A 24554-nucleotide genomic window follows, 5' to 3' on the forward strand; every position below is an offset into this window, starting at 1 on the left:
CCAAGTTCGAATCAGAAGTTTACGTCCTGTCTAAAGAAGAAGGTGGTCGTCACACTCCATTCTTCAAAGGCTACCGTCCACAGTTCTACTTCCGTACAACTGACGTGACCGGTACTATCGAACTGCCAGAAGGCGTAGAGATGGTAATGCCAGGTGACAACATCAAGATGACAGTAACTCTGATCTGCCCAATCGCGATGGATGAAGGTCTGCGCTTCGCCATCCGTGAAGGTGGCCGTACAGTTGGTGCTGGTGTTGTAGCCAAGATCATCGCTTAATTGCTGATCTAAGCTATCGTAAAAAGGCGACCCCAGGGTCGCCTTTTTATTGGCCGTTTGTCAGTCGTTCAAAAACGGTTGGCAATGAGTGCTAAAGTCAGTATAATCTGCGCCACTTTTTGACAGCGTTAATGCTGTTGATAATTCCGACAGTAGGCTTGTAATCCGTAACTGGATGAGTATAATAGCCTCCTCGCTTAACTTGAGTAAGCGACAAAGTTGATTTAGCCCTAGGGGCTAAACACAAATACAGCGACTCCGATTGGGAGTCGAACGGTTAAATCATCTCGCTCTGTCTTTCCAAGAAAGGAAATGGCTAGAGGGTGATTTTTTATGTGTCCATTTTAGGAGCTCTGGTCAATGCAGAACCAAAGAATCCGTATCCGCTTGAAAGGATTTGATCATCGTTTGATTGATCAGTCTACTGCGGAAATCGTTGAAACTGCTAAGCGTACTGGCGCCCAGGTACGTGGTCCTATCCCACTGCCTACGCGCAAAGAGCGTTATACCGTTTTGATCTCTCCGCACGTTAATAAAGATGCTCGTGACCAATACGAAATCCGTACTCACAAGCGTTTGGTTGACATCGTAGAGCCAACTGAGAAGACAGTCGACGCGCTGATGCGTCTGGATCTTGCGGCTGGTGTCGACGTACAGATTAGCTTGGGTTAATTGAGATCCTTAGAAGAGGTTTGAGAGATGGCTATCGGTCTTATTGGTCGTAAAGTGGGTATGACCCGCATCTTCACCGAAGATGGCGTGTCTATCCCTGTTACTGTAATTGAAGTAAATGCAAACCGCGTTACTCAGGTGAAAACTCTGGAAAACGACGGCTACCGTGCACTTCAAGTTACTACTGGTGCCAAAAAAGCCAACCGCATCACTAAACCAGAAGCAGGTCACTTTGCCAAAGCGGGCGTTGACGCCGGCCGTGGTTTGTGGGAAATGCGTCTGGCAGACGGTGAAGGCGAAGGCATTGAAGTTGGTGCTGAGCTGAACGTAGATATCTTCGCTGACGTAGCGAAAGTAGATGTTACCGGTCAATCAAAAGGTAAAGGTTTCCAAGGTGGCGTTAAGCGCTGGAACTTCCGTACCCAGGATATGACTCACGGTAACTCATTGGCGCACCGTGCTAACGGTTCTATCGGTCAGAACCAGACGCCAGGTCGCGTATTCAAAGGCAAAAAAATGTCAGGCCACATGGGTGCTGAGCGTGTTACCACTCAAAATCTGGACGTAGTACGTGTAGATGCTGAGCGTAACCTGCTGCTGGTTAAAGGTGCTGTTCCAGGCGCTACCAATGGCGACCTGATCATCAAGCCTGCCGTTAAAGCCTAAGGTCTGAGGAGATAGTAATGGAATTGGTATTGAAAGACGCGCAAAGCGCTCTTGAAGTTTCCGAAACTACCTTCGGCCGTGACTTTAATGAAGCACTGGTTCATCAGGTAGTTGTAGCTTACGCTGCAAACGCGCGTCAGGGCACTCGTGCTCAGAAAACTCGCGCTGAAGTGACTGGCTCTGGCAAAAAGCCATGGCGCCAAAAAGGTACTGGCCGCGCTCGTGCGGGTGGTGTCAAGGGCCCAATCTGGCGTGGCGGTGGCGTAACTTTCGCTGCTAAAACCCAGGATCACAGCCAGAAAGTCAACAAGAAAATGTACCGCGGCGCTCTGAAGAGCATTCTGTCCGAGCTGGTACGTCAAGAACGTCTGATCGTTGTTGAAAAGTTTGCTGTTGAAGCTCCTAAAACTAAAGAGCTGAAGGCCAAGCTGAAAGACATGGGTCTGGAAGACGTATTGATTGTGACTTCCGAAGTTGACGAGAACCTGTTCTTGGCAGCTCGCAACCTGTACAAGGTTGATGTTCGTGATGTTGCTGGTATCGACCCAGTAAGCCTGATCGCGTTCGACAAAGTGCTGGTAACTGCTGATGCTGTTAAGCAAATCGAGGAGATGCTGGCATGATCCGCGAAGAACGTTTACTGAAAGTTATTCTGGCGCCTCACATCTCTGAAAAGAGCACTGTGGTTGCTGAGAAGAACAACACTGTAGTTTTCCGTGTAGCTATCGACGCCACTAAAGCAGAGATCAAAGCTGCAGTTGAAAAACTGTTTGAAGTTGAAGTTGATTCAGTTCGCACTCTGGTGAACAAAGGCAAAACCAAGCGTCACGGTGCCCGTGCTGGTCGTCGCAGCGATTGGAAAAAAGCCTATGTTACTCTGGCTGAGGGTGCTGACATCGATTTCGTCGGCGCTGAAGCGTAAGGAGATTACTCATGGCAGTTATTAAGTGTAAGCCAACCTCTCCAGGTCGTCGCCACGTCGTTAAAGTGGTGAACACTGACCTGCACAAGGGTAAACCTTTTGCTGGCCTGTTGGCGAAAAAATCTAAGAGTGGCGGCCGTAACAACACTGGTCGTATCACTGTTCGTCACGTTGGTGGTGGTCATAAGCAACACTACCGTCTTATTGACTTCAAACGTGATAAAGATGGTATCCCAGCGAAGATTGAGCGTCTGGAATACGATCCAAACCGTACTGCGCACATCGCGCTGGTACTGTACGCAGACGGTGAGCGTCGCTATATCCTGGCAGCCAAAGGCATGCAGGCTGGTGACAAAATCGTTTCTGGCGTAGAAGCTGAAATCAAGACAGGTAACGCCCTGCCACTGCGTAACATCCCAGTTGGTAGCGTAGTTCATGCTGTTGAAATGAAACCTGGCAAAGGTGCTCAAATTGCACGTTCTGCCGGTGCTTATGTACAAGTTGTAGCTCGTGATGGCGCTTATGCCACTCTGCGTCTTCGCTCTGGCGAAATGCGCAAAGTGCCAGTTGATTGCCGCGCGACTCTGGGTGAAGTTGGTAACGCCGAGCATATGCTGCGTCAGCTGGGTAAAGCTGGTGCCAAGCGCTGGAGAGGCGTACGCCCAACAGTTCGTGGTGTTGCAATGAACCCAGTAGACCACCCACATGGTGGTGGTGAAGGCCGTACTTCTGGTGGTCGTCACCCAGTGACTCCATGGGGTGTGCCAACTAAGGGTTACAAGACCCGTAGTAACAAGCGCACTGACAAGTACATCGTACGTCGTCGTAATAAATAGTAAGAGGATTCGCCATGCCACGTTCTCTCAAGAAAGGTCCATTCATTGACCTGCACTTGCTGAAGAAGGTAGAGAAAGCGGTGGAAGCAGGTGACAAGAAGCCTATTAAGACTTGGTCACGTCGCTCTATGATCATTCCAAACATGATTGGTTTGACCATCGCTGTCCATAATGGTCGTCAGCACGTTCCTGTGTTCGTAACTGACGAAATGATCGGCCACAAGCTTGGTGAATTCTCACCAACTCGCACTTATCGCGGCCATGCTGCTGATAAGAAAGCGAAGAAGCGCTAATACGGGAGGAGTAAGATGGAAGTTTTAGCTAAACATCGTTTTGCCCGTACGTCGCCTCAAAAGGCTCGTCTGGTAGCTGATCAGATCCGCGGTCTGCCTGTTTCCAAGGCCCTCGAGATCCTGACCTTCAGCCCCAAGAAAGCCGCCGTACTGGTCAAAAAAGTACTGGATTCAGCCATTGCCAATGCTGAGCACAATCAAGGTGCCGACATTGATGAACTGAAAGTTGGAAAAGTCTTCGTTGATGAAGGCCCAACCATGAAGCGCATCATGCCACGTGCTAAAGGCCGCGCCGACCGTATCATGAAGCGTACCAGCCACATTACTGTGGTTGTATCAGATCGCTAGGAGAGAGCAATGGGACAGAAAGTACATCCTAATGGTATCCGTCTGGGTATCACTAAGCCTTGGATCTCTACCTGGTACGCTGATAAAGCAGACTACGCTGCTAATCTGCACGGCGACTGGGAAGTGCGTAAGTTTCTCGAAGAGAAGCTGAAAGCCGCATCAGTATCTAAGATCGTTATCGAACGCCCAGCGAAAAGCATCCGCGTTACCATTCACACTGCCCGTCCAGGTGTTGTGATCGGTAAGAAAGGTGAAGACGTTGAGGTTCTGCGTGCTGAAGTTGCCAAAATTACTGGCACTCCTGCGCAAATTAACATCGCTGAGATCCGCAAGCCTGAGTTGGACGCCAAGCTGGTTGCCGATTCAATCGCTCAACAGCTGGAACGTCGTGTTATGTTCCGTCGCGCTATGAAGCGTGCGGTACAGAACGCTATGCGTCTGGGCGCTAAAGGTATCAAAGTTGAAGTTAGTGGCCGTTTAGGCGGCGCTGAGATTGCGCGCACCGAGTGGTATCGCGAAGGCCGTGTGCCTCTGCATACACTGCGTGCTGACATCGACTATTCAACCTCTGAAAGTCACACTCAATACGGTGTGATCGGCATTAAAGTTTGGGTCTTCAAAGGTGAAGTTCTGGACGGTATCATGCCTCAGATCGAAGAGCCGAAGCAGCAACCTAAGCGCAAGCCTCGTGGTAAATAGGAGAGCCGGCAATGCTGCAACCTAAACGTATGAAGTTTCGCAAAATGTTCAAAGGCCGCAACCGCGGTCTGGCGAACGGTACTGAAGTTAGCTTCGGTACATTTGGTCTGAAAGCAGTTGGCCGCGGCCGTTTGACTGCTCGTCAGATCGAATCTGCCCGTCGTGCAATGACACGTCACGTTAAGCGTCAAGGAAAAATCTGGATCCGGGTTTTCCCTGACAAGCCAATTACCTCTAAGCCTCTTGAAGTGCGTATGGGTAAAGGTAAAGGTAACGTTGAATACTGGGTATGTCAGATTCAACCAGGTAAGGTACTCTATGAAATGAATGGCGTTTCAGAAGAGCTGGCCCGCGAAGCTTTCGCACTGGCCGCTGCTAAACTGCCTATCAAGACTACCTTCGTAACTAAGACGGTGATGTAATGAAAGCGAGCGAACTGAGAGAAAAGAGCGTTGAGGAATTGAACGCTGAACTGCTTGGTCTGCTGCGTGAGCAGTTTAACCTGCGTATGCAACACGCCACTGGTCAGCTGGCACAAACTCACCAGCTGAAGCAAGTGCGCCGTAACATTGCGCGCGTTAAGACCATTATTACTTCTAAGGCAGGTGCATAATGTCTGAGAAAATCCGTACTTTGCAGGGTAAAGTCATCAGCGACAAGATGGACAAGTCCATCACTGTAGCTGTTGAGCGTCAAGTTAAGCACCCAATCTACGGTAAGTACATCAAACGTACTACTAAGATCCATGCACATGACGAACAAAACCAGTGTAAAGAAGGTGATTTCGTGTCTATTCGCGAATGTCGCCCTCTGTCCAAGACCAAGTCATGGACCCTGGTTGAAGTAGTAAGCAAGGCCTAATTTTTAATTAGGTTAACTGGTAAACGGCTCCTTTTCGGGGCCGTTTGTTTTTTAATACTATCCATCCTCTATTTATGGTGTTATACTTGCGCGCCATTTTTGACCGATTTAAACGGCAAAAGTGGTGTTTATTTAGCCCCATGGTGGGGATTGTGTAGTAACGATAGCGGAGCACTTAAAATGATCCAAATGCAATCGACTCTCGATGTCGCATGTAACAGCGGCGCGCGCAGAGTTCAGTGTATTAAGGTCTTGGGTGGCTCTCATCGTCGTTATGCCGGTATCGGCGACATCATCAAGGTTTCTGTTAAAGAAGCCATTCCTCGCGCTAAAGCGAAGAAAGGTGATGTGTATAACGCGGTGGTAGTCCGTACTAAGAAAGGCGTACGTCGTCCAGACGGTTCTGTCATTCGCTTCGATCGGAATGCAGCGGTATTGCTTAACGCAAACCTTGCCCCGATTGGTACTCGTATCTTTGGACCTGTGACACGTGAACTGCGTACTGAGCAATTCATGAAGATTGTGTCGCTGGCACCAGAAGTACTGTAAGGAGCTTCAAAATGGCAGCAAAAATCCGTCGTGAAGACGAAGTAATTGTACTGGCCGGTAAGGATAAGGGTAAGCGCGGTAAGGTTACTCGTGTACTTACTACCGGTAAGTTAATTGTTGAAGGCATCAATCTCGTTAAGAAGCACCAGAAGCCTAACCCACAACTGGGTGTGACTGGTGGTATCGTTGAGAAAGAAGCACCGATTCAAGCATCTAATGTTGCGATCTTTAACCCTGTCACTGGCAAGGCGGATCGTGTTGGTTTCCGATTCGAAGACGGTAAGAAAGTCCGTTTCTTCAAATCGAACAGTGAACTCGTTAAGTAACTGGAGTAAACGATGGCGAAACTGCATGATAGATACAAAGAGACTGTTGTTGCTGAACTGACTAAAAAGTTCGGTTATACCAGTGTCATGCAAGTCCCTCGGATTGAGAAAATCACCCTGAACATGGGTGTTGGCGAAGCCGTAGCTGACAAGAAAATCATGGAAAATGCTGTCCGTGATATGACTGCTATTGCCGGCCAAAAACCAGTTGTGACTGTAGCTCGTAAGTCAGTTGCTGGTTTTAAAATCCGTGAAGGCTACCCTATTGGCTGTAAAGTAACCCTGCGCGGTGAGCGTATGTGGGAATTCTTTGAGCGTTTAGTTGACATCGCAATCCCTCGTATCCGTGACTTCCGTGGTCTGAGCGCTAAGTCGTTCGACGGCCGTGGTAACTACGCGATGGGCGTGCGCGAGCAGATCATCTTCCCAGAAATCGACTACGATAAAGTCGATAAGATTCGTGGTATGGATATTGTTATCACTACCTCTGCGAATACTGACGAAGAAGGTCGCGCTTTGCTTGATGCTTTCAACTTCCCATTCAAGAAATAAGGGGTAGCGAAATGGCAAAACTGTCAATGAAGGCACGTGAAGCAAAACGTGCAAAGCTCGTGGCCAAGTATGCTGAAAAGCGTGCAGCTCTTAAGGCTATCATCAGCAGCCCTGAGTCTTCTGACGAAGCTCGTTGGGATGCGGTTCTTAAGCTGCAAGCTCTACCACGTGATTCAAGCGCATCGCGTCAACGCAATCGCTGTAATCAAACTGGCCGCCCTCATGGTTTCCTGCGCAAATTCGGCCTGAGCCGTATCAAGCTGCGTGAAGCAACCATGCGTGGTGAAGTTCCTGGTCTGCGTAAGGCCAGCTGGTAAGCACTTGTCACGGAGTAAGCTAATATGAGCATGCAAGATCCTATTGCGGATATGTTGACCCGTATTCGTAACGGCCAAGCTGCTAACAAAGTATCTGTGAAGATGCCTTCTGCCAAACTGAAAGTTGCTATCGCAAAGCTGCTGAAAGATGAAGGTTACATCACTGACTACGCCGTAGCAGAAGAAGGCGCTAAGCCTGAACTGGAAATCACTCTGAAGTATTTCCAGGGCCAACCTGTTGTTGAGACTATCCAGCGCGTAAGCCGTCCTGGTCTTCGTATTTACAAAGGTAAAGACGAGCTGCCAAAGGTTATGGGCGGACTGGGTGTCGCAATTGTGTCCACTTCTAAAGGCCTGATGACTGATCGTGCCGCCCGCCTTGCAGGCATGGGTGGTGAGGTTATCTGCTACGTAGCGTAAGGAGCTAGGAATGTCTCGTGTAGCAAAAGCACCAGTATCTATTCCAGCCGGCGTAGAGGTGACTTTAAACGACCAAACTATTACCGTTAAAGGCGGTAAAGGTAGTCTGACTCGAGTAATCAACAGCGCAGTTAACGTTGTTGTTGAAGGTGCAGAAATCAAGTTCTCTCCTGTCGAAGGCGTTGCTAACGCTTGGGCACAGGCTGGTACTGCTCGTGCACTGATCAACAACATGGTTGTTGGTGTTTCTCAGGGTTTCGAAAAGAAGCTGAAGCTGGTTGGTGTGGGTTACCGTGCCAAAGTTAGCGGCAGCGCTCTTGACCTGACCTTAGGTTTCTCTCACCCTCTGGTTCATCAATTGCCAGCAGGCGTTACAGCTGAATGCCCAAGCCAAACAGACATCGTACTGAAAAGTATCGATAAAGAGTTGGTTGGTCAGGTTGCGGCTGAAATTCGTGGCTATCGTCCACCAGAGCCTTATAAGGGCAAGGGTGTTCGCTATGATGACGAACAAGTACGCCGTAAAGAGGCTAAGAAGAAGTAGGTAACGCGATATGGATAAGAAAACATCTCGCTTGCGCCGCGCGACTCGCGCTCGCAAGAAGATCCAAGAGCTGGGCGTCAACCGTCTGGTTGTACATCGTACACCGCGTCACATTTACGCTCAGGTAATCAACCCTGAAGCTCAGGTGTTGGCTGTTGCCTCTACTGCCGAGAAAGCAGTAAAGGAACAACTGAAGTACACCGGTAACGTAGATGCGGCCAAAGCAGTAGGTAAAGCTATTGCTGAGCGCGCGATCGAAAAAGGCGTAACTGTTGTTGCTTTCGATCGTTCTGGGTTCAAGTATCACGGTCGTGTTGCTGCTCTTGCAGAAGCCGCTCGTGAAGCTGGCCTCCAGTTCTAAGGGGTAAAACAATGGCTAAATTAGAAGCTCAGCAAAAAGACGATCTGCAAGAAAAGCTGATTGCAGTTAATCGTGTTTCTAAAGTAGTTAAAGGTGGTCGTATCTTTAGCTTCACCGCTCTGACTGTAGTGGGTGATGGTAACGGTAAGATCGGCTACGGCTATGGTAAAGCGCGTGAAGTTCCAGCTGCTATTCAAAAAGCAATGGAAAAAGCCCGTCGCAACATGGTTACTGTAAACCTGAACGAAGGCACTCTGCACCATCCAGTGAAGGGTCGCCACTCTGGTTCACGCGTTTACATGCAACCTGCTTCAGAGGGTACCGGTATTATCGCCGGTGGCGCAATGCGTGCCGTATTGGAAGTAGCAGGCGTTCACAACGTTCTGTCGAAAGCATACGGTTCTACTAACCCGATCAACATCGTTCGTGCAACTGTTGACGCTCTGGTACACATGAAGTCACCAGCGCAGATTGCAGCCAAGCGTGGCCTGAATGTTGATGAAATTCGGGGGTAATGCACCATGGCTACTAAAACTATCAAAGTAACCCAGACCAAAAGTGCTATCGGCCGTCTGCCTAAGCACAAGGCCACTCTGACTGGTCTTGGTCTGCGTCGTATTGGTCACACCGTTGAGCTGGAAGATACTCCTGCTGTTCGCGGTATGATCAATAAGGTCTACTACATGGTAAAGGTGGAGGACTAATCAATGCGTCTGAATACTTTATCTCCAGCAGCAGGCGCTAAGTCTGCACCTAAGCGTGTAGGCCGTGGTATTGGTTCTGGCTTGGGTAAGACCGCTGGTCGCGGTCACAAGGGTCAAAAATCTCGTAGCGGTGGCGGTGTACGCCCTGGCTTCGAGGGTGGTCAAATGCCACTTAAGATCCGTCTGCCTAAGTTCGGCTTTACCTCGCGTATCGCTATGGTAACTGCTGAAGTTCGCTTGAGCGAACTGGCAAAAGTTACTGGTGACGTTATCGACCTGAACGCACTGAAAGATGCGAACGTAATAACTCGCAACATCCAGTTTGCGAAAATCGTTCTTTCAGGTACCATTGAGCGCCCAGTGACCGTAAAAGGTCTGAAGGTAACCAAAGGTGCACGCGCAGTTATCGAAGCTGCCGGCGGTAAGATCGAGAATATCGAGGAATAATAGGTCGATGGCAAAACCAGGACTTGATTTAAAAAGCGCGAAAGGTGGACTTTCTGAATTGAAAGCTCGCCTCCTGTTCGTGATTGGCGCAATTATCGTGTTTCGTGCCGGTTCATTTGTGCCAATTCCTGGTATTGACGCTGCTGTATTGGCAGAGCTCTTTGCTCAGCAAAAGAGCACCATCCTGGGCATGTTCAACATGTTCTCGGGTGGTGCCCTTGAGCGCGCCTCTATTTTTGCATTGGGGATCATGCCGTATATTTCGGCCTCGATCATCATGCAGTTGCTGACTGTTGTGCATCCCGCACTCGCTGAACTGAAGAAGGAAGGTGAGTCAGGACGCAAGAAAATCAGCCAGTATACAAGATGGGGTACGCTGGTGTTGGGTACATTCCAGTCGATCGGTATTGCAACAGGATTGCCAAATCTGGTGAACGGCCTGGTGGTCGATCCTGGTTTTGAGTTCTATTTTGTTGCAGTCGTCAGTTTAGTCACCGGAACCATGTTCCTGATGTGGCTTGGCGAGCAAATTACCGAGCGTGGTATAGGTAACGGTATTTCGATCCTGATTTTCGCAGGTATCGTAGCCGGTCTGCCTTCTGCTATCGGTCAAACGGCCGAGCAAGCGCGTCAAGGCGACTTGAACGTACTGGTATTGTTGTTGATTGCGGTGATTGTGTTTGCCGTAACCTATTTCGTGGTATTTGTGGAGCGTGGTCAGCGTCGTATCGTCGTTAACTATGCCAAGCGTCAGCAAGGCCGTAAGGTGTTTGCCGCGCAGTCAACCCACCTGCCGCTGAAGGTTAATATGGCCGGCGTAATTCCGCCAATTTTTGCGTCCAGCATTATTCTGTTCCCAGGCACACTGGCTCAGTGGTTTGGTAAGAATCCGTCTATGGAATGGCTGTCTGAGGTTTCTCTCGCAGTTTCTCCTGGACAGCCGCTGTACTCTCTGTTGTATGCAGCAGCAATTATTTTCTTCTGTTTCTTCTATACCGCGTTGGTATTTAATCCACGCGAGACAGCAGATAACCTGAAGAAGAGTGGTGCGTTTATTCCCGGGATCCGTCCCGGCGAACAGACTTCGCGTTACATTGATAAAGTGATGACCCGTTTGACTCTGGCAGGCGCGTTGTATATTACCTTTATCTGTTTAATCCCGGAGTTCATGTTAATCGCATGGAAAGTACAGTTCTATTTTGGCGGTACTTCACTACTGATTATGGTAGTTGTGATCATGGACTTCATGGCTCAGGTTCAGACCCATATGATGTCTCATCAATATGAGTCTGTGATGAAGAAAGCTAATCTGGTGAACAAAGCGAATCTCGATCGCTTTGGTCGATAAGATAGCTTTACGGAGTGATGAAATGAAAGTTCGAGCTTCCGTGAAGAAGATCTGCCGTAACTGCAAGATCGTCAAGCGTAGTGGCGTTGTACGCGTTATCTGTGTTGAACCAAAACACAAACAGCGTCAAGGCTGAAAAATCTTGGCCAGCTCTTAACTGGGCTGGCCAAAAATATTGTTTGCAAACTAGTCATCTGTCGAGTATCCTTTCGGGCTTTTCACAGATGGCCTTTAACTTAAGGAGTGCATAGTGGCCCGTATCGCTGGCATTAACATTCCTGATCAAAAGCACACAGTCATTGCACTGACTGCTATCTACGGTATCGGTCGTACTCGCGCTAAAGCTATCTGCGCGGCTACAGCCATTGCCGAAGACGCTAAGATCAAGGAATTGAGCGAAGCTCAAATCGATACTCTACGCGAAGAAGTTGCCAAATACTCAGTAGAAGGTGACTTACGCCGTGAGGTTTCAATGAACATCAAGCGTCTTATGGACCTTGGTTGTTATCGTGGCCTCCGCCATCGCCGTAGCCTGCCTCTCCGTGGGCAACGTACTAAGACCAATGCGCGTACTCGCAAAGGTCCACGTAAACCAATCAAGAAGTAACGGGAAGGTAGACAATGGCTAAAGTTCCGTCACGTTCTCCGCGTAAGCGCGTACGTAAACAGGTTGCTGATGGCATGGCTCATATCCATGCGTCTTTCAACAATACAATTGTTACTATCACAGATCGTCAAGGTAACGCTCTGTCATGGGCGACTGCAGGTGGTTCAGGTTTCCGTGGTTCACGTAAATCTACTCCATTTGCTGCGCAGGTGGCAGCTGAGCGCGCAGGCACTGCCGCTCAGGATTATGGTGTTAAAAACCTTGAAGTTTTCGTGAAGGGTCCAGGTCCAGGTCGTGAGTCAGCCATTCGTGCGCTGAACGCTGTTGGTTACAAAATTACCAACATCACTGATGTGACGCCGATCCCTCATAACGGTTGTCGTCCTCCTAAAAAACGCCGCGTGTAATTGGCAGTTTCGTTAGGATAGTTGGAGAAAGATCATGGCAAGATACTTGGGTCCCAAGCTCAAGCTCAGCCGCCGGGAAGGTACTGACCTTTTCCTGAAAAGCGGTGTGAGAGCAATCGATTCGAAGTGTAAGCTGGAAGCAGCACCTGGACAGCATGGCGCTCGTAAGCCACGTCTGTCTGATTATGGCTTGCAGTTACGCGAGAAACAAAAAGTTCGTCGTATTTACGGTGTGCTGGAAAAGCAATTCCGTAACTACTACAAAGAGGCTGCACGTCTGAAAGGCAACACAGGTGAAAACCTGCTGCAACTTTTGGAAACCCGTCTGGATAACGTAGTTTATCGTATGGGCTTTGGTGCGACTCGTGCAGAAGCACGTCAGCTGGTTAGCCATAAGTCAATTATGGTCAACGGTCGTGTTGTTAACATTCCGTCATTCAAAGTGTCTGCGAATGATGTTGTAAGCATTCGCGAGAAGTCACAGAAGCAAGCCCGTATCAAGGCTGCTCTGGAAGTGGCTGCTCAACGCGAGAAGCCTACATGGGTTGAAGTCGACAGCGCAAAAATGGAAGGTGCTTTCAAGCGTCTGCCAGAACGTAGCGATTTGTCTGCGGAAATTAACGAACAGCTGATCGTCGAGCTTTACTCTAAGTAAGGCTAACAAACAAGAGAGGACACAATGCAGGGTTCTGTTACAGAATTTCTTAAACCGCGTCTCGTTGATATCGAGCAGGTTAACCCAACTCGTGCCAAGGTGACTCTGGAGCCACTCGAGCGTGGTTTCGGTCATACTTTGGGTAACGCGTTGCGTCGCATCCTATTGTCGTCTATGCCCGGCTGCGCGGTTACCGAAGTCGAGATCGACGGCGTACTGCATGAATACAGCAGTAAGGAAGGCGTACAAGAAGATATCCTTGAAATATTGCTGAACCTGAAAGGGCTGGCAGTCATTATCGAGGGTAAAGACGAGGCTATGCTCACTCTGAGCAAGTCCGGCGCAGGCCCTGTTACCGCAGCCGACATCACCCACGACGGCGATGTCACAATCGTGAACCCGGATCATGTTATCTGTCATCTGACTGGTAACAATGACATCAGCATGCGTATCCGTGTTGAGCGTGGTCGTGGTTATGTACCGGCTTCTGCCCGTGCACAAACCGAAGACGATGATCGCCCAATCGGTCGTTTGCTGGTTGATGCTTCATTCTCACCTGTTGCTCGCATTGCCTACAATGTAGAAGCAGCTCGTGTGGAACAGCGTACTGACTTGGACAAGCTGATCATCGATATGACCACTAACGGTACTATCGATCCTGAAGAAGCTATCCGTCGTTCTGCGACTATCCTGGCTGAACAGCTGGATGCCTTCGTTGAATTGCGTGATGTGACCGAGCCAGAGCAGAAGGAAGAGAAACCGGAGTTCGATCCGATTCTGTTGCGTCCTGTCGACGATTTAGAGCTAACTGTACGTTCGGCTAACTGTTTGAAAGCCGAAGCGATTCATTACATCGGAGATCTGGTACAACGCACTGAAGTTGAGCTGCTCAAAACACCTAACCTGGGTAAGAAATCTCTTACCGAGATCAAGGATGTGTTGGCATCTCGCGGACTGTCGCTAGGTATGCGTCTGGAAAACTGGCCACCGGCTAGTTTGGCAGACGACCTGTAAGTCCCAGGTTTTGTACAGATTTAGGTTATAAGGATTAGGTCATGCGCCATCGTAAGAGTGGTCGTCAACTTAACCGCAACAGCAGTCACCGCCAAGCCATGTTCCGTAACATGGCAAGTTCACTGGTTCGTCATGAAATCATCAAGACAACCGTAGTGAAGGCCAAAGAACTGCGTCGCGTAGTTGAGCCTCTGATAACACTTGCTAAAAGTGACAGCGTAGCAAACCGTCGTCTGGCGTTTGCTCGTACTCGCGACCAAGAAGTCGTAGGTAAACTGTTTAACGAACTGGGTCCACGCTATCAGGAACGTCCTGGTGGTTACACCCGTATCCTGAAGTGCGGTCTGCGTGCCGGTGATAAAGCCCCTATGGCTTACATCGAGCTGGTTGGTCGCCCAGAAGCTGCTGAAGCTGTAGAAGTTGAAGCCGCTGCTGAGTAATCTCAGGTAAGTTCTGAAAAAGCCCCGCTAACCGCGGGGCTTTTTATTTGTTCGTCGCCGAAGGTCAATCCACGAGTTCGGCCTGCTCCCTGACCCTTTCCGGCAAACTCAGTTGCCATCGCTTTAAACCACTCTCACTGAATAGATAAGCACCACTGGTATCCATCTTGGGGAATATCTCTGCCGGCATTTTGCCCGCCAGGATCTGTTTCGCTATGGTACCCGCTATGCGTCCATGTTTGTTGCCATCCAGAATATAGCCCCCAATATTGCCCTCAGGGCCGACACTGAAATGCCAAAAACCAAAATGAGGCACAGTGGCGTTGTCGTGGGTCCAACGCGCTACCTGCAGCTCATCTACCGTTTGTTGCTTATCGTCTTGCAGCGTTTGATACAGGGCCACAAACACGGCGTCATAGCCACGTTCTCTGGCACTCGAAACAGACGACTGCCAACTGCTGAACTTCTGATGTTGTTCTATATCGATTTGGTTGTTGCCTATCATCAAATTTTGGTTGAGCTTTTTGATGGAGGCTACCGCTGTATCCGAGGTATAGCCTGAGTCAAACAGTAACAAAAACTTGTGTGGTGGTTGAGTTGGCAGCATGGCCTGTGCCATCAAGAGGGAACGTTTGAACAGGGGGCGCTCCAGCACACCGGTAATGTTACCTGTATGCTTTATTCCGTAGTCACGAGGATTGCCGTTGATCCCTAGATAAACCACAGGAGTCTGGGTTTGGCTGAAGCGCTCATGTAGCAGCATCAAGGCATTGTCATCGGCGAGAAATACCAAATCGGGTTTAAGTTCCAGGTATCTTTGCCAAGCACTATCGGCCTGGATTTTAAATTGCGCTTTGGGTAGTCGCTTGGTATCGAGAGCGAAGGTGTGAAATTGGTGCTTATCACCGAGGATAGCTCTTATGCCGGCTTTATAACTTTGATCCCAGGGATATTCAGCATGGTAGGACTCAATCAGCAAGAGATTGGCGGCACCGGTTGGCAGTGAAAGCAGTAACCCCAGAAAAACCAATGCGCGCATGCTAAGTCCTTGTATCCAGTCTATAGAATTTTAGCGTGGCAGAAATTTCAGACTCTGCAAGTAATAAAAAAGCCTCCGAAGAGGCTTTTTTATCTATGGGCATTTACTTGGCGCCGCCGACCTGTTGCGTGTTGTACTCAAGCTTTTCATGGGTCTGGCCCATGGCTTCGGCAACTTCAGGTGGCATATAGTTTTCATCATGCTTGGCCAGCACTTCAGAGGCTTCTAACTTACCACCTTCAATCAATACGCCCTGAGCGACGATACCCTGGCCTTCACGGAATAGGTCAGGCAAGAGGTCATCATAAGTCACTATGATTTCGCCGCCGGCGGCATCATGTACGGCAAACTCAACATGCAGGCTTTCAGGGTCACGCACCATAGAGCCTACAGTAACCATGCCGCCCACGCGGATCCGCTGCCCCACTTCCGGCTTGATGCCAGTGTCCTTTTTACCATTGACTATCTCGGTGGGAGTATAGAAGAGGTTAAGGTTGGAGTTGAGGGCATATAACAGCAAGGAAGCCACGGCAGCAACACCTGCAATCAAGGCTACAGCCAATACCAGTCTCTTTTTGCGTCTTGGGTTCACGATCTGTTACTCCGGTTTTGAGCGAGGCGTTCCTCACGTTGCACTTTGGATGCTATTTCCTGCAGTACCCGACGCTTCTTCATCGAACTGACCAGGATAAGCAGGCTAAGGGACACGAAAGTGACACCGTAGGCCAACCACACATAGAAGGCATAGCCGCCCATGTTGAAAAACTCTGCTAAAGATTGAAACTGCATTATTTGACTCCTTCGGCCTTGGCCAGTTCCCTAACCCAAGGGCGCATTCCGTTACGGGCCAGAATTTCGGCACGGAAACGCACTAGAGTGATGGCACCTATCATCAAACCAAACCCAAATATGTTGATCAATAAAGGGTAGAGCATGTCTGTGGACATGGTCGACTTTTCGGTGATTCGGATAGTGGATGGTTGGTGCAGTGAGTTCCACCATTCAACCGAATACTTAATGATAGGGATATTAATCACCCCAACTATGGCCAGAATGCCGGCGGCTCTGGCGGCCAGCACCTTGTCTTCGAATGAGGCGTAGAGGGAGATTACCCCTAGATACAGGAACAACAGCACAAGTTCAGAGGTCAGGCGTGCATCCCAAACCCACCAAGTGCCCCACATGGGTTTACCCCAGGTGGCACCAGTGAACAGAGCGATAAAGGTGACTACGGCACCAATTGGTGCGATAGAGGCAGCTGCCCAATCGGCCAGCTTGATCTGCCACACCAGGCCTATGAAGGCTGCGGTTGCCATACCCATGTAAGCAGCCATCGACATGGATGCCGCTGGTACGTGGATAAAGATAATACGGTAGCTGTCACCCTGTTGGTAATCTGTGGGAGCAAATGCCAAACCCCACACGGTTCCGGTTGCGATAAGTGCCAGGGCAAGCAGTGCAAACCAAGGCAGTAGTTTTCCTGACAGTTGATACGCCCTTTGAGGGTCGGCGTAGGGATGTAACCATTTCCACATTTCAGTTAGTACTCACTCGCAATGAGGCACCAATAGCAAAAGGTGCCAAGACTAAAGAACCGACCAGCATGGCGCCTAGAATCGCCAGCTGACCATCATAGGGTTGTTTGGATGCTGCAAAGTCGATCGCGCCGGTCGCAAAGATCAACACTGGTATATACAGTGGCAAAATCAGCAAGCTCAGCAGCACGCCGCCTTTGCGTAAGCCCACTGTAAGCGCAACACCTATGGCGCCAAGCAGACTCAATACAGGTGTCCCAAGCATCAAGGTGGCTATCAGGGCGCCGTAACTGTTGTCGTCCAGATGCAGCAGCACAGCCAACAGCGGTGCAATTATAATTAAAGGTACGCCAGTCAGTAACCAGTGAGCAAACACTTTGGCCAGTACCAACAGCGCCAGTGGCTGCGGGCTAAGCAACATCTGCTCCAGACTTCCGTCACTGAAGTCTGCCTTGAACAGCCGCTCCAGTGACAACATGGCTGCCAGCAAGGCCGCAACCCAGATAATCCCGGGAGCAATCCGGGTCAACACCTGTGGCTCAGGACCTATACCCAGCGGAAACAGGGTAACCACTATGATAAAAAACAGCAGTGGGTTAAAAATATCACCACGATGACGCACGGCAATCTGTAGATCCCGTTTCAGCAGGGTGAAAAATGCCTTGGTAAAACTAATGCCTCTGTTCATCTCTGCTAAGCCTTATACGAAGCGATAATCCAAGCGGATTTTCCGCAACCTTTCATCTGTAATGATGCCCATATCCTGGTGGGTCGTCAGAATGACGCAACCACCGGCATCGGCATGGCGAATATAGAGTTGCTCCAATTCAGCGACCCCTTTCTTGTCGATCGCGGTAAAGGGCTCATCCAGAATCCAGATTTTACAGGCGGTATGCCAGAGCCTGGCGAGTGCGGTTCGTCTGTGTTGGCCAGCAGAAAGGTGGCCTGCAAGCGCTTCTTCAAACCCGGTCAGGTTGACTTTGGCAAGGATTTCCCGTGCATCAAAGTCATCATACCCACTGATTCTTAAATTGAAGTTAAGGTTTTCCTCGGCGGTGAGTTCGCTTTTCACGCCGGCGAGATGGCCCAGATAAAGCAGGTTTTCATTGAACTCATCGCGGCAACGAGTGATAGCTTCTCCCTGAAACAGGACTTCCCCCCCGTATGGGCGCGACAGACCTGCGAGGATCCGCAGCAGGCTGGTTTTACCGGCGCCGTTGGGACCTTCAATTTGGACTATATCGCCAGGGTTGATATCGAAGCTGAGTTCATCGAACAGTATCCGCTCTTCACGAATACAAGTGAGGCTGCTTGCCGACAGCAGTGATGTAGGTTTTGGTTCTGCCACTGAGCCCTCTATAACAAGCGGTAAGGAAACACAAGAGATACTAACACATGCTCTGGCTGGGGTTTACCACTGCATCGCACTAAGTTTCAGCAATTTGATATGCTTCCAATAAAAGTGAATTTTTGGGAACTTTTTAATCTGTTACTAATATATTAATGAATTCGCGACCTTTGTCCTTATTTACAGGACAAGCTGCGATTTTAATCACAAAAAGATGAGATTTGTTGAAGTTTGTTGTACTCTTAGCGAGCTAAAATGAGTCTGCCTACTTTAACCAAGGGCAGCGTTGAGCTTTGTAAGTATTTGCATTAGGAACATTGAACATGAAAAAACTGTTAGCAATGACCGCAGTAGCTGCATTGACTATGTCTGCGAACGTGTCAGCCCAAGAAGGTGAGGCCGTTTTCAATAAAGCCTGCCAAGTCTGCCATAGCATGGGTGTTGCCGGTGCACCTAAAGCACACGATGCTGCTGCTTGGGAGCCTCGCCTGGCCAAAGGTATCGACACCCTGCTTAACAGCGTTAAGTCTGGTTTGAACGCTATGCCTCCTGGTGGCATGTGCACAGATTGTACTGATGAAGATTACAAGAACGCTATCGAGTTCATGTCCAAGTAATCAGGTATCATCATAAAAAAACCGGCATCAGCCGGTTTTTTTATGTCTGTTTACCAAGGATTACTGGACTTCGGTATCCAGCACCAGTTCGCCGCTGGCACCAACTTTAATGCTGGCCAGCTTACCTTGCAGATCGCCAGGCTGAGGCTTAACGCTGCCATGCTTGGACAATACCGCAATCACTTCAACGTCGGTTGCATCACTGAGTTTGACGTTGCCGCCCATGTTGGTGGAGTCATCCAGAGTCACAGTCACAGGTAATGACTTGGCACTCACCTTGGTGGCCGCCAGTGGAACTTTGGGGCCTTCCGTCGCTCTGGCAAAGATGAACAGCATATCAGTATTGCTGACCTTGGCTGCCAGTTCAGGAGCGATAGAAACATTCAGTGTCACTGTCTTGGCTGTGGCTGCCTTCAGGCCTTTATGGGCTTCGTCATTCGGCATGGTGGCACCACCTTCTGCCTGCATACGCATCTTGGCGCTGTCAATGGCATTGATCAGTGCGGCACGATCCACGTCGGCTCTATCGCTGTCGAGAATAGTCTGCCAAGCGCCGATGGCCTTGTTGTAGTCTGCGGTAAAGAAAGCATCCATACCAACCAGCAGTAAAGTGGAAGGGTCTTGTGGATCCAGCTTCAGTGCCTGATCGATCAGCGACTGAACCACAGGGATCATCTGCTGGCCAGCCTTATAGTAGAGGGCGGTGGCTTTAGGACCCAGCAGCTCGGCATGTACACCCACAAGTTCGATCACTTTATCGAAGGCCGCGACTGCCTGATCATATTGTCCGGCAGAGATATAGGCGTGACCCAGGCTGAACCAAGCCTGGCTGTTTTCAGGCTCCTGTTGCACAGCTGACTCCATCATCTGCACTCGCTGCATCATGATCTGCTCAGTGCTCATACCGGCATGGGGATTCTCTGGTTGAGGCGAATCGATATTTTGATAGGCACCCAACTGCTGATAGGAGTAGCCGGCAACAACCAGTAATACAACCGACATCAGACTTGGCCAGAGTAGCCCTTTAGGCTTGGCCTGAGAGTCGAGTGATTCGTCGGCTCCTTGTTTGATGTCCTGCAGTAAGCTGACTTCCAGTTCTTTTTTCAGGGATTCAAATTCGTCTTGATCCAGCAGTTCTTCCTGGTGTTCCTTCTCCAGAATGGCTAGACGTTCATTAAACAGTTCCAGGTTGGTCTGTTTGCGGACACCGGACTCTTCAGCCTTGAGCAGCTTCTGTTGCCGGAAGTGAGGAAGCCAGATCAGCCCCAGGCTGACTAACACAACAATCGCAATAAAAATCCAAAAAGTGGTCATTATGTTTATTTCACGTTGGTTTGTGACAAAGCGGGGTTACCGCACGGCCTGACTGCAAGATTATACGGAAAGATGATTCATTGAACAGTAATATAAGCCCCCCATCTGGGTTAATGGTCATAGTTGGGCACTGGTTCACAGTTCCAAATTTCAGCAAAAAATTCAATGAAACTTCTCTAGTTAACGCCTGTCACAGCCTTGAGTCTTGCCGCCTTTTCCCTACTGATATTGGCCTCTCGGAGAATGAGAGCCGCGACCCATAATTGGTGGAAAGTGGCAGACAGGAACAAAAGCAAATACTAAAATGAGCAAAAATTCGTAATATATACCTGTTAACCGTTACGGCTTTTAAGCCGTGATTAAGTTAACAAGGTAATGGTGTGTGCCCCGTAGTTGTGCGTCTGCCCAGAATAGAAGCTTGGCAGACATTGACCTGGAAACTGAGGAAAACCCATGATCCCAGAACTTGGACATTTCTCATTGATCATAGGGATGGCGTTCGCTGTACTGCTGATGACCGTCCCCCTGATCGGTGTTGCCCGCAAAGACCAATACTTAGTGCGCTATGCCTGGCCTCTGAGTTACGGTATGTTTTTATTCATCTTTTTATCGGTAATCGCGCTGGGTTACAGCTTCGCAACCGATGACTTCTCAGTCGCCTATGTGGCCCATCATTCCAATTCTCAATTGCCTATCTTCTTTAAGATTGCAGCAGTCTGGGGGGGGCATGAAGGTTCACTGTTGTTCTGGGTCTTCTCACTTTCTGTATGGGCCGCAGCTGTAGCCTTCTTCAGTAAGGGGTTGGAAGAGGTGTTCACCGCTCGGGTATTGGCCGTGTTGGCGATGATCACCATAGGCTTTACTCTGTTCATGCTACTCACTTCCAGTCCATTCGAACGTTTATTCCCGATCCCGGCGGAAGGGCGTGACCTTAACCCCATGCTGCAGGATGTGGGTCTGATCTTCCACCCGCCTATGCTGTATCTGGGTTACGTGGGTTTCTCAGTCAGCTTTGCTTTCGCCATCGCCGCACTGATGAGCGGTCGACTCGATTCTGCCTGGGCTCGTTGGAGCCGCCCTTGGACTCTGGCCGCCTGGATTTTCCTAACAGGTGGTATCGCACTGGGCTCTTGGTGGGCATATTACGAGCTCGGCTGGGGCGGTTGGTGGTTCTGGGATCCGGTTGAAAACGCATCCTTTATGCCATGGCTGGTCGGTACAGCGCTGGTTCACTCCTTGATAGTGACAGAGAAACGCGGTGCCTTCCGTAACTGGACAGTACTCCTGTCTATCTTTGCCTTCTCCCTGAGCTTATTGGGTACCTTTATCGTTCGTTCTGGTGTGCTGACCTCAGTGCACTCCTTTGCGGCAGACCCAAGCCGGGGTATGTTCATTCTACTGCTGCTTGGCTTGGCCATAGGCGGTTCGCTGACACTGTTTGCTTTCCGTGCCAGTGAAATGAGCAGCCCTGCCCGTTTTGAGCTGAAATCCAAAGAAACCATGCTGCTGGTCTGTAACGTATTGCTGACCGTAGCGGCAGGTACTGTATTGCTTGGTACCCTTTACCCGCTGCTGATCGATGCTTTGGGAATGGGTAAGATTTCCGTTGGCCCACCATACTTCAATGCAGTATTTGTTCCCATCGTGCTGGTACTGTTCGGCTTTATGGGGATTGGCCCTATCATTCGCTGGAAAAAATCCAAGCAGGGTGAGCTCAAGCGCCAGCTGTTGTTGCCTGCGATCATTTCAGCTGTACTGGGCGTGATAGCGCCATTTATTGCCGGTGGTGAGTTCAACATCTGGGTTGCACTGGGTATAGGTGCGGCTGTCTGGATTGTGCTGGCGACTCTGCGTGCCGGTTACAACGTGATTAAAGCGAAAGACGGCAGTGTCAGTTTGGCGCGTATGGGCCGCAGTGAACTGGGGATGATCATCGCCCACCTGGGTATTGCTGTCTCTGTAGTGGGGGCCACCATGGTGTCCAACTACTCTATTGAGAAGAGTGTGCGCATGGGCCCAGGCGTCAGCCATGAGTTGGCCGGTTACACCTTTAAGTATCTGGAAACCCGTAACGTTGTTGGCCCTAACTACACGGCACAGCAAGGGCAGGTTGAAATACTGAAAGATGGCGAAAAGATTGCTCTGTTGCAGCCGGATCGTCGTCAATACAATGTTCGCACCATGGATATGACAGAGGCCGGTATCGACTGGGGTCTGTTCCGGGATCTCTATGTCACTATGGGCGACCCTGTAAGCCGTACTGAGTTTGCAGTGCGACTGAACTACAAACCTTTTGTTCGTTGGTTGTGGTTTGGCGGTATCTTTATGATGGTTGGTGGTTTCTTTGCGGCTTCAGATAAGCGCTATCGTGCCAAAGCCCGCGCTGAAGAAGCGGCTGCAGCCAAGAAAGCCAAACTGGCAACAGCCTGAAACAGGTAAGAAGAAGATGAAGAAGCTAATACTTTTTATTCCACTGATATTGTTTCTTTTGATGGGGATCTTCCTTTACAAGGGACTGTTCTTGAATCCACAGCAGTTGGATTCTGCGTTGGAAGGTAAGCCTGTGCCTGCCTTCCAGCTGGAGAAACTGGAAACGCCGGGAGAGATGATCACCAACGAAGATCTTAAAGGTAAGGTATCCATGCTGAACGTATGGGCGACTTGGTGCCCATCCTGTAAGTATGAACATCCCTACCTGATGCAGTTGGCTCGACAAAACTTGGTGCCCATCTATGGCATCAACTACCGTGACGAGCGGGCGCTGGCGGTAAGAGAACTCTCTCGCCAAGGCGACCCCTACACGTTGAATATCTATGACAAGGACGGTCGTCTCGGTCTGGATCTCGGGGTATATGGTGCGCCGGAGAGTTTCATCGTGGATCACAACGGTGTCATTCGTTATCGCTATGCCGGGCCGGTAGATATGCGGGTTTGGAAAGAAACCTTGTATCCCATGATCCAACAGTTGCAGGCCGAGGCCGCTAAGGATAAAGCGTCATGAGAAAGTTGTTGCTGAAAACCTTTGCTATTGCGGCGCTCCTGCTCGGTTATGCCGCTCAGGTGGCGGCAACGCCGGTGGATACCTTCGAGTTCAGTTCTCCTGATAAGCAGAAGCGGGCATTGTCGCTGGCTCATGAGCTGCGCTGCCCCCAGTGTCAGAATCAAAACCTGATCGATTCCAACTCACCGGTTGCCCGCGATCTGCGTCTTGAAGTGTACAAGATGGTGGAAGAGGGCAAGGCTGATGATGAAATCGTCCAGTTCATGACCAGTCGCTACGGCGAATTCGTTCTCTATAAGCCAAGGCTTGAGACCAAGACCTACGTCCTTTGGCTGGGCCCTGTGGCGTTGCTGTTGTTCGGTGGTTTGATTGGCTTTATTTTCATCCGCAAACAGCGTACTACCGGTGGTAAAGCGCTCGAACTGTCTGCCGAAGAACAACGCCAGTTGGATGAGCTATTGAAGCGAGACAAGTAATGAGCAAACTCAGATACTCATTACTCTTGCTGGCGTCCCTGTCTCTGGGGGCGCAGGCTTATCCCGGTATGCAGCCGAAGGATCACAATCAGATCCAATCCAGTGTCGACAAGATCAATGTACTCCCTCACAGCTTCCCTCTGAAAGTGGTTCCCTTCCAGGATAAGACCGGTAGCCAATTGGATTTCAGTCAACACAAGGGAAAAGTGGTGTTGGTCAACATTTGGGCTACTTGGTGTCCTCCCTGTGTCAGAGAGTTGCCGGCACTGGAACGGCTTGAAGGGCAGTTCAGTGATAAAGAGTTTGTCCTGCTACCGATTTCCATCGATCAGGGTGGCCAGGAGCAAGTTGCCAGTTTTCTGCAATCCCTGGGGATGGCAAACTTCCGCAGTTACTACGACCCACAAATGCAGTTGGGGCAGATATTCCCACTCGATACTATCCCGGCGACCTTTATTCTTAATGGTAAAGGGGAGCTGATTGCCTTTGTCCGTAGCTTCGTCGACTGGGGTGACCCAAAGGCGATAGCCTTACTCAAAGGCTTTATTGAACAGGAAAATGCACCCAAGTCGGCCGCAAACTGAGTAAATTAGGGCGTAAAATAGCCATAATTGCAGAAAAAGATCGTTTTTGCCTAAAAGATCGGCAAGCGATCTTTTTTCTTATAAAAAGCCCTTGCACAAAAGTTTTGGCTCCCTATAATGCGCTCCCACTGACACGGCACAGCGGCAACGCGAAAGACGTGGCAGGGTCGAAGAAAAACGGCTCTTGAGTCCTTTCAACGACAGGCGAAAAAAGATGGTAAATACCTCTTGACGCCGCAGCAGGAAAGCGTAGAATACGCAGCCCTGACCCGATGGCCGCAGCGCCTAAGGGATTGCTCTTTAACAAGATAAACAAGCAAATCTGTGTGGACACTCACAGGCATTGAGAAATCGACAAAACGATTTAACTCGAT

Annotated in this window: 41 protein-coding genes; 34 read left to right on the forward strand and 7 right to left on the reverse strand. The window is 49.8% G+C overall.

Annotated elements, in window-relative coordinates; translation table 11 throughout:
- From ON072_RS19340 to rplQ, 29 genes are all read left to right on the forward strand, one after another.
- Positions 1–278: EF-Tu C-terminal domain-related protein (locus ON072_RS19340; RefSeq protein WP_446741087.1), on the forward strand; the 278-nt coding region annotated here is incomplete at its 5' end.
- Between the two features lie 360 nt (positions 279–638).
- Positions 639–950, forward strand: coding sequence for a 30S ribosomal protein S10 (gene rpsJ, locus ON072_RS19345; protein ID WP_011635639.1), 312 nt, complete (start codon positions 639–641; stop codon positions 948–950).
- A 27-nt stretch (positions 951–977) separates the two neighbouring features.
- Positions 978–1616 carry a 50S ribosomal protein L3 gene (rplC, locus tag ON072_RS19350; protein WP_025889970.1) on the forward strand — a complete coding sequence of 213 codons (639 nt, stop codon included), beginning with the start codon at positions 978–980 and terminating at the stop codon, positions 1614–1616.
- Between the two features lie 17 nt (positions 1617–1633).
- Positions 1634–2239: a 50S ribosomal protein L4 gene (gene rplD / locus ON072_RS19355; RefSeq protein ID WP_025011959.1), complete on the forward strand. Its 606-nt coding sequence runs from the start codon at positions 1634–1636 to the stop codon at positions 2237–2239.
- Entirely contained in the window at positions 2236–2538 is a 303-nt protein-coding gene (gene rplW / locus ON072_RS19360) for a 50S ribosomal protein L23 (RefSeq protein ID WP_025011960.1), read from the forward strand. Before rplD ends, rplW begins: the two co-directional genes overlap by 4 nt.
- 11 nt (positions 2539–2549) lie before the next feature.
- Positions 2550–3374 (forward strand): 50S ribosomal protein L2, encoded by an 825-nt coding sequence (rplB, locus tag ON072_RS19365; protein ID WP_025011961.1) that lies wholly within the window; start codon positions 2550–2552, stop codon positions 3372–3374.
- Between the two features lie 14 nt (positions 3375–3388).
- Positions 3389–3667 (forward strand): 30S ribosomal protein S19, encoded by a 279-nt coding sequence (gene rpsS / locus ON072_RS19370; protein WP_025011962.1) that lies wholly within the window; start codon positions 3389–3391, stop codon positions 3665–3667.
- 15 nt (positions 3668–3682) lie between these two features.
- Positions 3683–4015: a 50S ribosomal protein L22 gene (gene rplV, locus ON072_RS19375; RefSeq protein WP_025011963.1), complete on the forward strand. Its 333-nt coding sequence runs from the start codon at positions 3683–3685 to the stop codon at positions 4013–4015.
- Positions 4016–4024: 9 nt separating this feature from the next.
- The gene (gene rpsC, locus ON072_RS19380) at positions 4025–4714 is read left to right on the forward strand and encodes a 30S ribosomal protein S3 (RefSeq protein WP_025011964.1); all 690 of its coding nucleotides are present in this window, start codon (positions 4025–4027) and stop codon (positions 4712–4714) included.
- Between the two features lie 11 nt (positions 4715–4725).
- Complete coding sequence (rplP, locus tag ON072_RS19385) at positions 4726–5136, forward strand: 50S ribosomal protein L16 (protein WP_025011965.1); 411 nt, start codon at positions 4726–4728, stop codon at positions 5134–5136.
- The gene (rpmC, locus tag ON072_RS19390; protein WP_011758342.1) at positions 5136–5327 is read left to right on the forward strand and encodes a 50S ribosomal protein L29; all 192 of its coding nucleotides are present in this window, start codon (positions 5136–5138) and stop codon (positions 5325–5327) included. Before rplP ends, rpmC begins: the two co-directional genes overlap by 1 nt.
- Positions 5327–5575: a 30S ribosomal protein S17 gene (rpsQ, locus tag ON072_RS19395; protein WP_025011966.1), complete on the forward strand. Its 249-nt coding sequence runs from the start codon at positions 5327–5329 to the stop codon at positions 5573–5575. Before rpmC ends, rpsQ begins: the two co-directional genes overlap by 1 nt.
- Before the next feature lie 180 nt (positions 5576–5755).
- Positions 5756–6124 (forward strand): 50S ribosomal protein L14, encoded by a 369-nt coding sequence (rplN, locus tag ON072_RS19400; RefSeq protein WP_011494644.1) that lies wholly within the window; start codon positions 5756–5758, stop codon positions 6122–6124.
- An 11-nt stretch (positions 6125–6135) separates the two neighbouring features.
- On the forward strand, positions 6136–6450 hold the full coding sequence (rplX, locus tag ON072_RS19405; protein WP_025011967.1) for a 50S ribosomal protein L24: 315 nt from the start codon (positions 6136–6138) through the stop codon (positions 6448–6450).
- Between the two features lie 12 nt (positions 6451–6462).
- Positions 6463–7002, forward strand: coding sequence for a 50S ribosomal protein L5 (gene rplE, locus ON072_RS19410; protein WP_025011968.1), 540 nt, complete (start codon positions 6463–6465; stop codon positions 7000–7002).
- An 11-nt stretch (positions 7003–7013) separates the two neighbouring features.
- Positions 7014–7319, forward strand: coding sequence for a 30S ribosomal protein S14 (rpsN, locus tag ON072_RS19415; protein WP_025011969.1), 306 nt, complete (start codon positions 7014–7016; stop codon positions 7317–7319).
- A 24-nt stretch (positions 7320–7343) separates the two neighbouring features.
- The gene (gene rpsH, locus ON072_RS19420; protein WP_025011970.1) at positions 7344–7739 is read left to right on the forward strand and encodes a 30S ribosomal protein S8; all 396 of its coding nucleotides are present in this window, start codon (positions 7344–7346) and stop codon (positions 7737–7739) included.
- 10 nt (positions 7740–7749) lie between these two features.
- The gene (rplF, locus tag ON072_RS19425; protein ID WP_025011971.1) at positions 7750–8283 is read left to right on the forward strand and encodes a 50S ribosomal protein L6; all 534 of its coding nucleotides are present in this window, start codon (positions 7750–7752) and stop codon (positions 8281–8283) included.
- Positions 8284–8293: 10 nt separating this feature from the next.
- Positions 8294–8644, forward strand: coding sequence for a 50S ribosomal protein L18 (gene rplR, locus ON072_RS19430; protein ID WP_025889969.1), 351 nt, complete (start codon positions 8294–8296; stop codon positions 8642–8644).
- An 11-nt stretch (positions 8645–8655) separates the two neighbouring features.
- Entirely contained in the window at positions 8656–9159 is a 504-nt protein-coding gene (gene rpsE, locus ON072_RS19435) for a 30S ribosomal protein S5 (protein ID WP_025011973.1), read from the forward strand.
- Between the two features lie 6 nt (positions 9160–9165).
- On the forward strand, positions 9166–9348 hold the full coding sequence (rpmD, locus tag ON072_RS19440) for a 50S ribosomal protein L30 (RefSeq protein ID WP_025011974.1): 183 nt from the start codon (positions 9166–9168) through the stop codon (positions 9346–9348).
- Positions 9349–9351: 3 nt separating this feature from the next.
- Positions 9352–9795: a 50S ribosomal protein L15 gene (gene rplO, locus ON072_RS19445; protein ID WP_025011975.1), complete on the forward strand. Its 444-nt coding sequence runs from the start codon at positions 9352–9354 to the stop codon at positions 9793–9795.
- Between the two features lie 7 nt (positions 9796–9802).
- A complete protein-coding gene (gene secY / locus ON072_RS19450; RefSeq protein ID WP_025011976.1) occupies positions 9803–11143 on the forward strand; it encodes a preprotein translocase subunit SecY in 1341 nt (446 codons plus the stop codon).
- A gap of 22 nt (positions 11144–11165) precedes the next feature.
- Complete coding sequence (gene rpmJ / locus ON072_RS19455; protein WP_006083579.1) at positions 11166–11279, forward strand: 50S ribosomal protein L36; 114 nt, start codon at positions 11166–11168, stop codon at positions 11277–11279.
- Between the two features lie 114 nt (positions 11280–11393).
- On the forward strand, positions 11394–11750 hold the full coding sequence (gene rpsM, locus ON072_RS19460) for a 30S ribosomal protein S13 (RefSeq protein ID WP_025011977.1): 357 nt from the start codon (positions 11394–11396) through the stop codon (positions 11748–11750).
- A gap of 14 nt (positions 11751–11764) precedes the next feature.
- Complete coding sequence (rpsK, locus tag ON072_RS19465; protein WP_025011978.1) at positions 11765–12157, forward strand: 30S ribosomal protein S11; 393 nt, start codon at positions 11765–11767, stop codon at positions 12155–12157.
- A gap of 34 nt (positions 12158–12191) precedes the next feature.
- Positions 12192–12812 carry a 30S ribosomal protein S4 gene (gene rpsD, locus ON072_RS19470; RefSeq protein WP_025011979.1) on the forward strand — a complete coding sequence of 207 codons (621 nt, stop codon included), beginning with the start codon at positions 12192–12194 and terminating at the stop codon, positions 12810–12812.
- 24 nt (positions 12813–12836) lie between these two features.
- A complete protein-coding gene (locus ON072_RS19475; protein WP_025011980.1) occupies positions 12837–13826 on the forward strand; it encodes a DNA-directed RNA polymerase subunit alpha in 990 nt (329 codons plus the stop codon).
- Between the two features lie 41 nt (positions 13827–13867).
- Entirely contained in the window at positions 13868–14266 is a 399-nt protein-coding gene (gene rplQ / locus ON072_RS19480) for a 50S ribosomal protein L17 (RefSeq protein ID WP_028781249.1), read from the forward strand.
- 64 nt (positions 14267–14330) lie between these two features.
- Here the strand turns inward: rplQ and ON072_RS19485 are convergent, their stop codons facing one another.
- The 6 genes from ON072_RS19485 to ccmA all read right to left on the reverse strand — a co-directional run bounded on the left by ON072_RS19485 (position 14331) and on the right by ccmA (position 18188).
- Complete coding sequence (locus ON072_RS19485) at positions 14331–15305, reverse strand: ABC transporter substrate-binding protein (protein ID WP_045284096.1); 975 nt, start codon at positions 15303–15305, stop codon at positions 14331–14333.
- A gap of 103 nt (positions 15306–15408) precedes the next feature.
- Entirely contained in the window at positions 15409–15897 is a 489-nt protein-coding gene (gene ccmE, locus ON072_RS19490; RefSeq protein WP_025889966.1) for a cytochrome c maturation protein CcmE, read from the reverse strand.
- Positions 15894–16094, reverse strand: coding sequence for a heme exporter protein CcmD (gene ccmD, locus ON072_RS19495; RefSeq protein WP_025011982.1), 201 nt, complete (start codon positions 16092–16094; stop codon positions 15894–15896). The genes ccmE and ccmD overlap by 4 nt, the downstream gene beginning before the upstream one ends.
- Entirely contained in the window at positions 16094–16840 is a 747-nt protein-coding gene (locus ON072_RS19500; RefSeq protein WP_025011983.1) for a heme ABC transporter permease, read from the reverse strand. The genes ccmD and ON072_RS19500 overlap by 1 nt, the downstream gene beginning before the upstream one ends.
- A 1-nt stretch (position 16841) precedes the next feature.
- Complete coding sequence (ccmB, locus tag ON072_RS19505; protein ID WP_025011984.1) at positions 16842–17528, reverse strand: heme exporter protein CcmB; 687 nt, start codon at positions 17526–17528, stop codon at positions 16842–16844.
- 12 nt (positions 17529–17540) lie between these two features.
- Entirely contained in the window at positions 17541–18188 is a 648-nt protein-coding gene (gene ccmA / locus ON072_RS19510; RefSeq protein ID WP_028781247.1) for a cytochrome c biogenesis heme-transporting ATPase CcmA, read from the reverse strand.
- Positions 18189–18511: 323 nt separating this feature from the next.
- Here ccmA and ON072_RS19515 point away from each other — a divergent pair, with 323 nt between their 5' ends.
- Positions 18512–18805 carry a c-type cytochrome gene (locus ON072_RS19515; RefSeq protein ID WP_025011985.1) on the forward strand — a complete coding sequence of 98 codons (294 nt, stop codon included), beginning with the start codon at positions 18512–18514 and terminating at the stop codon, positions 18803–18805.
- A gap of 60 nt (positions 18806–18865) precedes the next feature.
- Here ON072_RS19515 and ccmI read toward each other — a convergent pair whose 3' ends face one another.
- Positions 18866–20119, reverse strand: coding sequence for a c-type cytochrome biogenesis protein CcmI (gene ccmI / locus ON072_RS19520; RefSeq protein ID WP_025011986.1), 1254 nt, complete (start codon positions 20117–20119; stop codon positions 18866–18868).
- Between the two features lie 453 nt (positions 20120–20572).
- Between ccmI and ON072_RS19525 the strand changes: the two genes are divergently transcribed.
- The 4 genes from ON072_RS19525 to ON072_RS19540 are packed head-to-tail and all read left to right on the forward strand — an operon-like array spanning position 20573 to position 24180.
- Positions 20573–22549 carry a heme lyase CcmF/NrfE family subunit gene (locus ON072_RS19525; RefSeq protein WP_025011987.1) on the forward strand — a complete coding sequence of 659 codons (1977 nt, stop codon included), beginning with the start codon at positions 20573–20575 and terminating at the stop codon, positions 22547–22549.
- 16 nt (positions 22550–22565) lie between these two features.
- The gene (locus ON072_RS19530) at positions 22566–23120 is read left to right on the forward strand and encodes a DsbE family thiol:disulfide interchange protein (RefSeq protein WP_025011988.1); all 555 of its coding nucleotides are present in this window, start codon (positions 22566–22568) and stop codon (positions 23118–23120) included.
- A complete protein-coding gene (nrfF, locus tag ON072_RS19535) occupies positions 23117–23596 on the forward strand; it encodes a heme lyase NrfEFG subunit NrfF (RefSeq protein ID WP_025011989.1) in 480 nt (159 codons plus the stop codon). The genes ON072_RS19530 and nrfF overlap by 4 nt, the downstream gene beginning before the upstream one ends.
- Positions 23596–24180: a TlpA disulfide reductase family protein gene (locus ON072_RS19540; protein ID WP_251101554.1), complete on the forward strand. Its 585-nt coding sequence runs from the start codon at positions 23596–23598 to the stop codon at positions 24178–24180. The genes nrfF and ON072_RS19540 overlap by 1 nt, the downstream gene beginning before the upstream one ends.
- The last annotated feature ends 374 nt before the right edge of the window (positions 24181–24554 follow it).

The organism is Shewanella sp. K8, assembly GCF_028823715.1.
Lineage (GTDB): Bacteria > Pseudomonadota > Gammaproteobacteria > Enterobacterales > Shewanellaceae > Shewanella > Shewanella algae.

Excerpts from the sequence above, each read along its gene's own strand:
- rpsJ (WP_011635639.1), top strand. The coding sequence starts at position 639 with ATGCAGAACCAAAGAATCCGTATCCGCTTGAAAGGATTTGATCATCGT.
- rplC (WP_025889970.1), top strand. The coding sequence starts at position 978 with ATGGCTATCGGTCTTATTGGTCGTAAAGTGGGTATGACCCGCATCTTC.
- rplD (WP_025011959.1), top strand. The coding sequence starts at position 1,634 with ATGGAATTGGTATTGAAAGACGCGCAAAGCGCTCTTGAAGTTTCCGAA.
- rplW (WP_025011960.1), top strand. The coding sequence starts at position 2,236 with ATGATCCGCGAAGAACGTTTACTGAAAGTTATTCTGGCGCCTCACATC.
- rplB (WP_025011961.1), top strand. The coding sequence starts at position 2,550 with ATGGCAGTTATTAAGTGTAAGCCAACCTCTCCAGGTCGTCGCCACGTC.
- rpsS (WP_025011962.1), top strand. The coding sequence starts at position 3,389 with ATGCCACGTTCTCTCAAGAAAGGTCCATTCATTGACCTGCACTTGCTG.
- rplV (WP_025011963.1), top strand. The coding sequence starts at position 3,683 with ATGGAAGTTTTAGCTAAACATCGTTTTGCCCGTACGTCGCCTCAAAAG.
- rpsC (WP_025011964.1), top strand. The coding sequence starts at position 4,025 with ATGGGACAGAAAGTACATCCTAATGGTATCCGTCTGGGTATCACTAAG.
- rplP (WP_025011965.1), top strand. The coding sequence starts at position 4,726 with ATGCTGCAACCTAAACGTATGAAGTTTCGCAAAATGTTCAAAGGCCGC.
- rpmC (WP_011758342.1), top strand. The coding sequence starts at position 5,136 with ATGAAAGCGAGCGAACTGAGAGAAAAGAGCGTTGAGGAATTGAACGCT.
- rpsQ (WP_025011966.1), top strand. The coding sequence starts at position 5,327 with ATGTCTGAGAAAATCCGTACTTTGCAGGGTAAAGTCATCAGCGACAAG.
- rplN (WP_011494644.1), top strand. The coding sequence starts at position 5,756 with ATGATCCAAATGCAATCGACTCTCGATGTCGCATGTAACAGCGGCGCG.
- rplX (WP_025011967.1), top strand. The coding sequence starts at position 6,136 with ATGGCAGCAAAAATCCGTCGTGAAGACGAAGTAATTGTACTGGCCGGT.
- rplE (WP_025011968.1), top strand. The coding sequence starts at position 6,463 with ATGGCGAAACTGCATGATAGATACAAAGAGACTGTTGTTGCTGAACTG.
- rpsN (WP_025011969.1), top strand. The coding sequence starts at position 7,014 with ATGGCAAAACTGTCAATGAAGGCACGTGAAGCAAAACGTGCAAAGCTC.
- rpsH (WP_025011970.1), top strand. The coding sequence starts at position 7,344 with ATGAGCATGCAAGATCCTATTGCGGATATGTTGACCCGTATTCGTAAC.
- rplF (WP_025011971.1), top strand. The coding sequence starts at position 7,750 with ATGTCTCGTGTAGCAAAAGCACCAGTATCTATTCCAGCCGGCGTAGAG.
- rplR (WP_025889969.1), top strand. The coding sequence starts at position 8,294 with ATGGATAAGAAAACATCTCGCTTGCGCCGCGCGACTCGCGCTCGCAAG.
- rpsE (WP_025011973.1), top strand. The coding sequence starts at position 8,656 with ATGGCTAAATTAGAAGCTCAGCAAAAAGACGATCTGCAAGAAAAGCTG.
- rpmD (WP_025011974.1), top strand. The coding sequence starts at position 9,166 with ATGGCTACTAAAACTATCAAAGTAACCCAGACCAAAAGTGCTATCGGC.
- rplO (WP_025011975.1), top strand. The coding sequence starts at position 9,352 with ATGCGTCTGAATACTTTATCTCCAGCAGCAGGCGCTAAGTCTGCACCT.
- secY (WP_025011976.1), top strand. The coding sequence starts at position 9,803 with ATGGCAAAACCAGGACTTGATTTAAAAAGCGCGAAAGGTGGACTTTCT.
- rpmJ (WP_006083579.1), top strand. The coding sequence starts at position 11,166 with ATGAAAGTTCGAGCTTCCGTGAAGAAGATCTGCCGTAACTGCAAGATC.
- rpsK (WP_025011978.1), top strand. The coding sequence starts at position 11,765 with ATGGCTAAAGTTCCGTCACGTTCTCCGCGTAAGCGCGTACGTAAACAG.
- rpsD (WP_025011979.1), top strand. The coding sequence starts at position 12,192 with ATGGCAAGATACTTGGGTCCCAAGCTCAAGCTCAGCCGCCGGGAAGGT.
- ON072_RS19475 (WP_025011980.1), top strand. The coding sequence starts at position 12,837 with ATGCAGGGTTCTGTTACAGAATTTCTTAAACCGCGTCTCGTTGATATC.
- rplQ (WP_028781249.1), top strand. The coding sequence starts at position 13,868 with ATGCGCCATCGTAAGAGTGGTCGTCAACTTAACCGCAACAGCAGTCAC.
- ON072_RS19485 (WP_045284096.1), bottom strand. The coding sequence starts at position 15,305 with ATGCGCGCATTGGTTTTTCTGGGGTTACTGCTTTCACTGCCAACCGGT.
- ccmD (WP_025011982.1), bottom strand. The coding sequence starts at position 16,094 with ATGCAGTTTCAATCTTTAGCAGAGTTTTTCAACATGGGCGGCTATGCC.
- ON072_RS19500 (WP_025011983.1), bottom strand. The coding sequence starts at position 16,840 with ATGTGGAAATGGTTACATCCCTACGCCGACCCTCAAAGGGCGTATCAA.
- ccmB (WP_025011984.1), bottom strand. The coding sequence starts at position 17,528 with ATGAACAGAGGCATTAGTTTTACCAAGGCATTTTTCACCCTGCTGAAA.
- ON072_RS19515 (WP_025011985.1), top strand. The coding sequence starts at position 18,512 with ATGAAAAAACTGTTAGCAATGACCGCAGTAGCTGCATTGACTATGTCT.
- ccmI (WP_025011986.1), bottom strand. The coding sequence starts at position 20,119 with ATGACCACTTTTTGGATTTTTATTGCGATTGTTGTGTTAGTCAGCCTG.
- ON072_RS19525 (WP_025011987.1), top strand. The coding sequence starts at position 20,573 with ATGATCCCAGAACTTGGACATTTCTCATTGATCATAGGGATGGCGTTC.
- ON072_RS19530 (WP_025011988.1), top strand. The coding sequence starts at position 22,566 with ATGAAGAAGCTAATACTTTTTATTCCACTGATATTGTTTCTTTTGATG.
- nrfF (WP_025011989.1), top strand. The coding sequence starts at position 23,117 with ATGAGAAAGTTGTTGCTGAAAACCTTTGCTATTGCGGCGCTCCTGCTC.
- ON072_RS19540 (WP_251101554.1), top strand. The coding sequence starts at position 23,596 with ATGAGCAAACTCAGATACTCATTACTCTTGCTGGCGTCCCTGTCTCTG.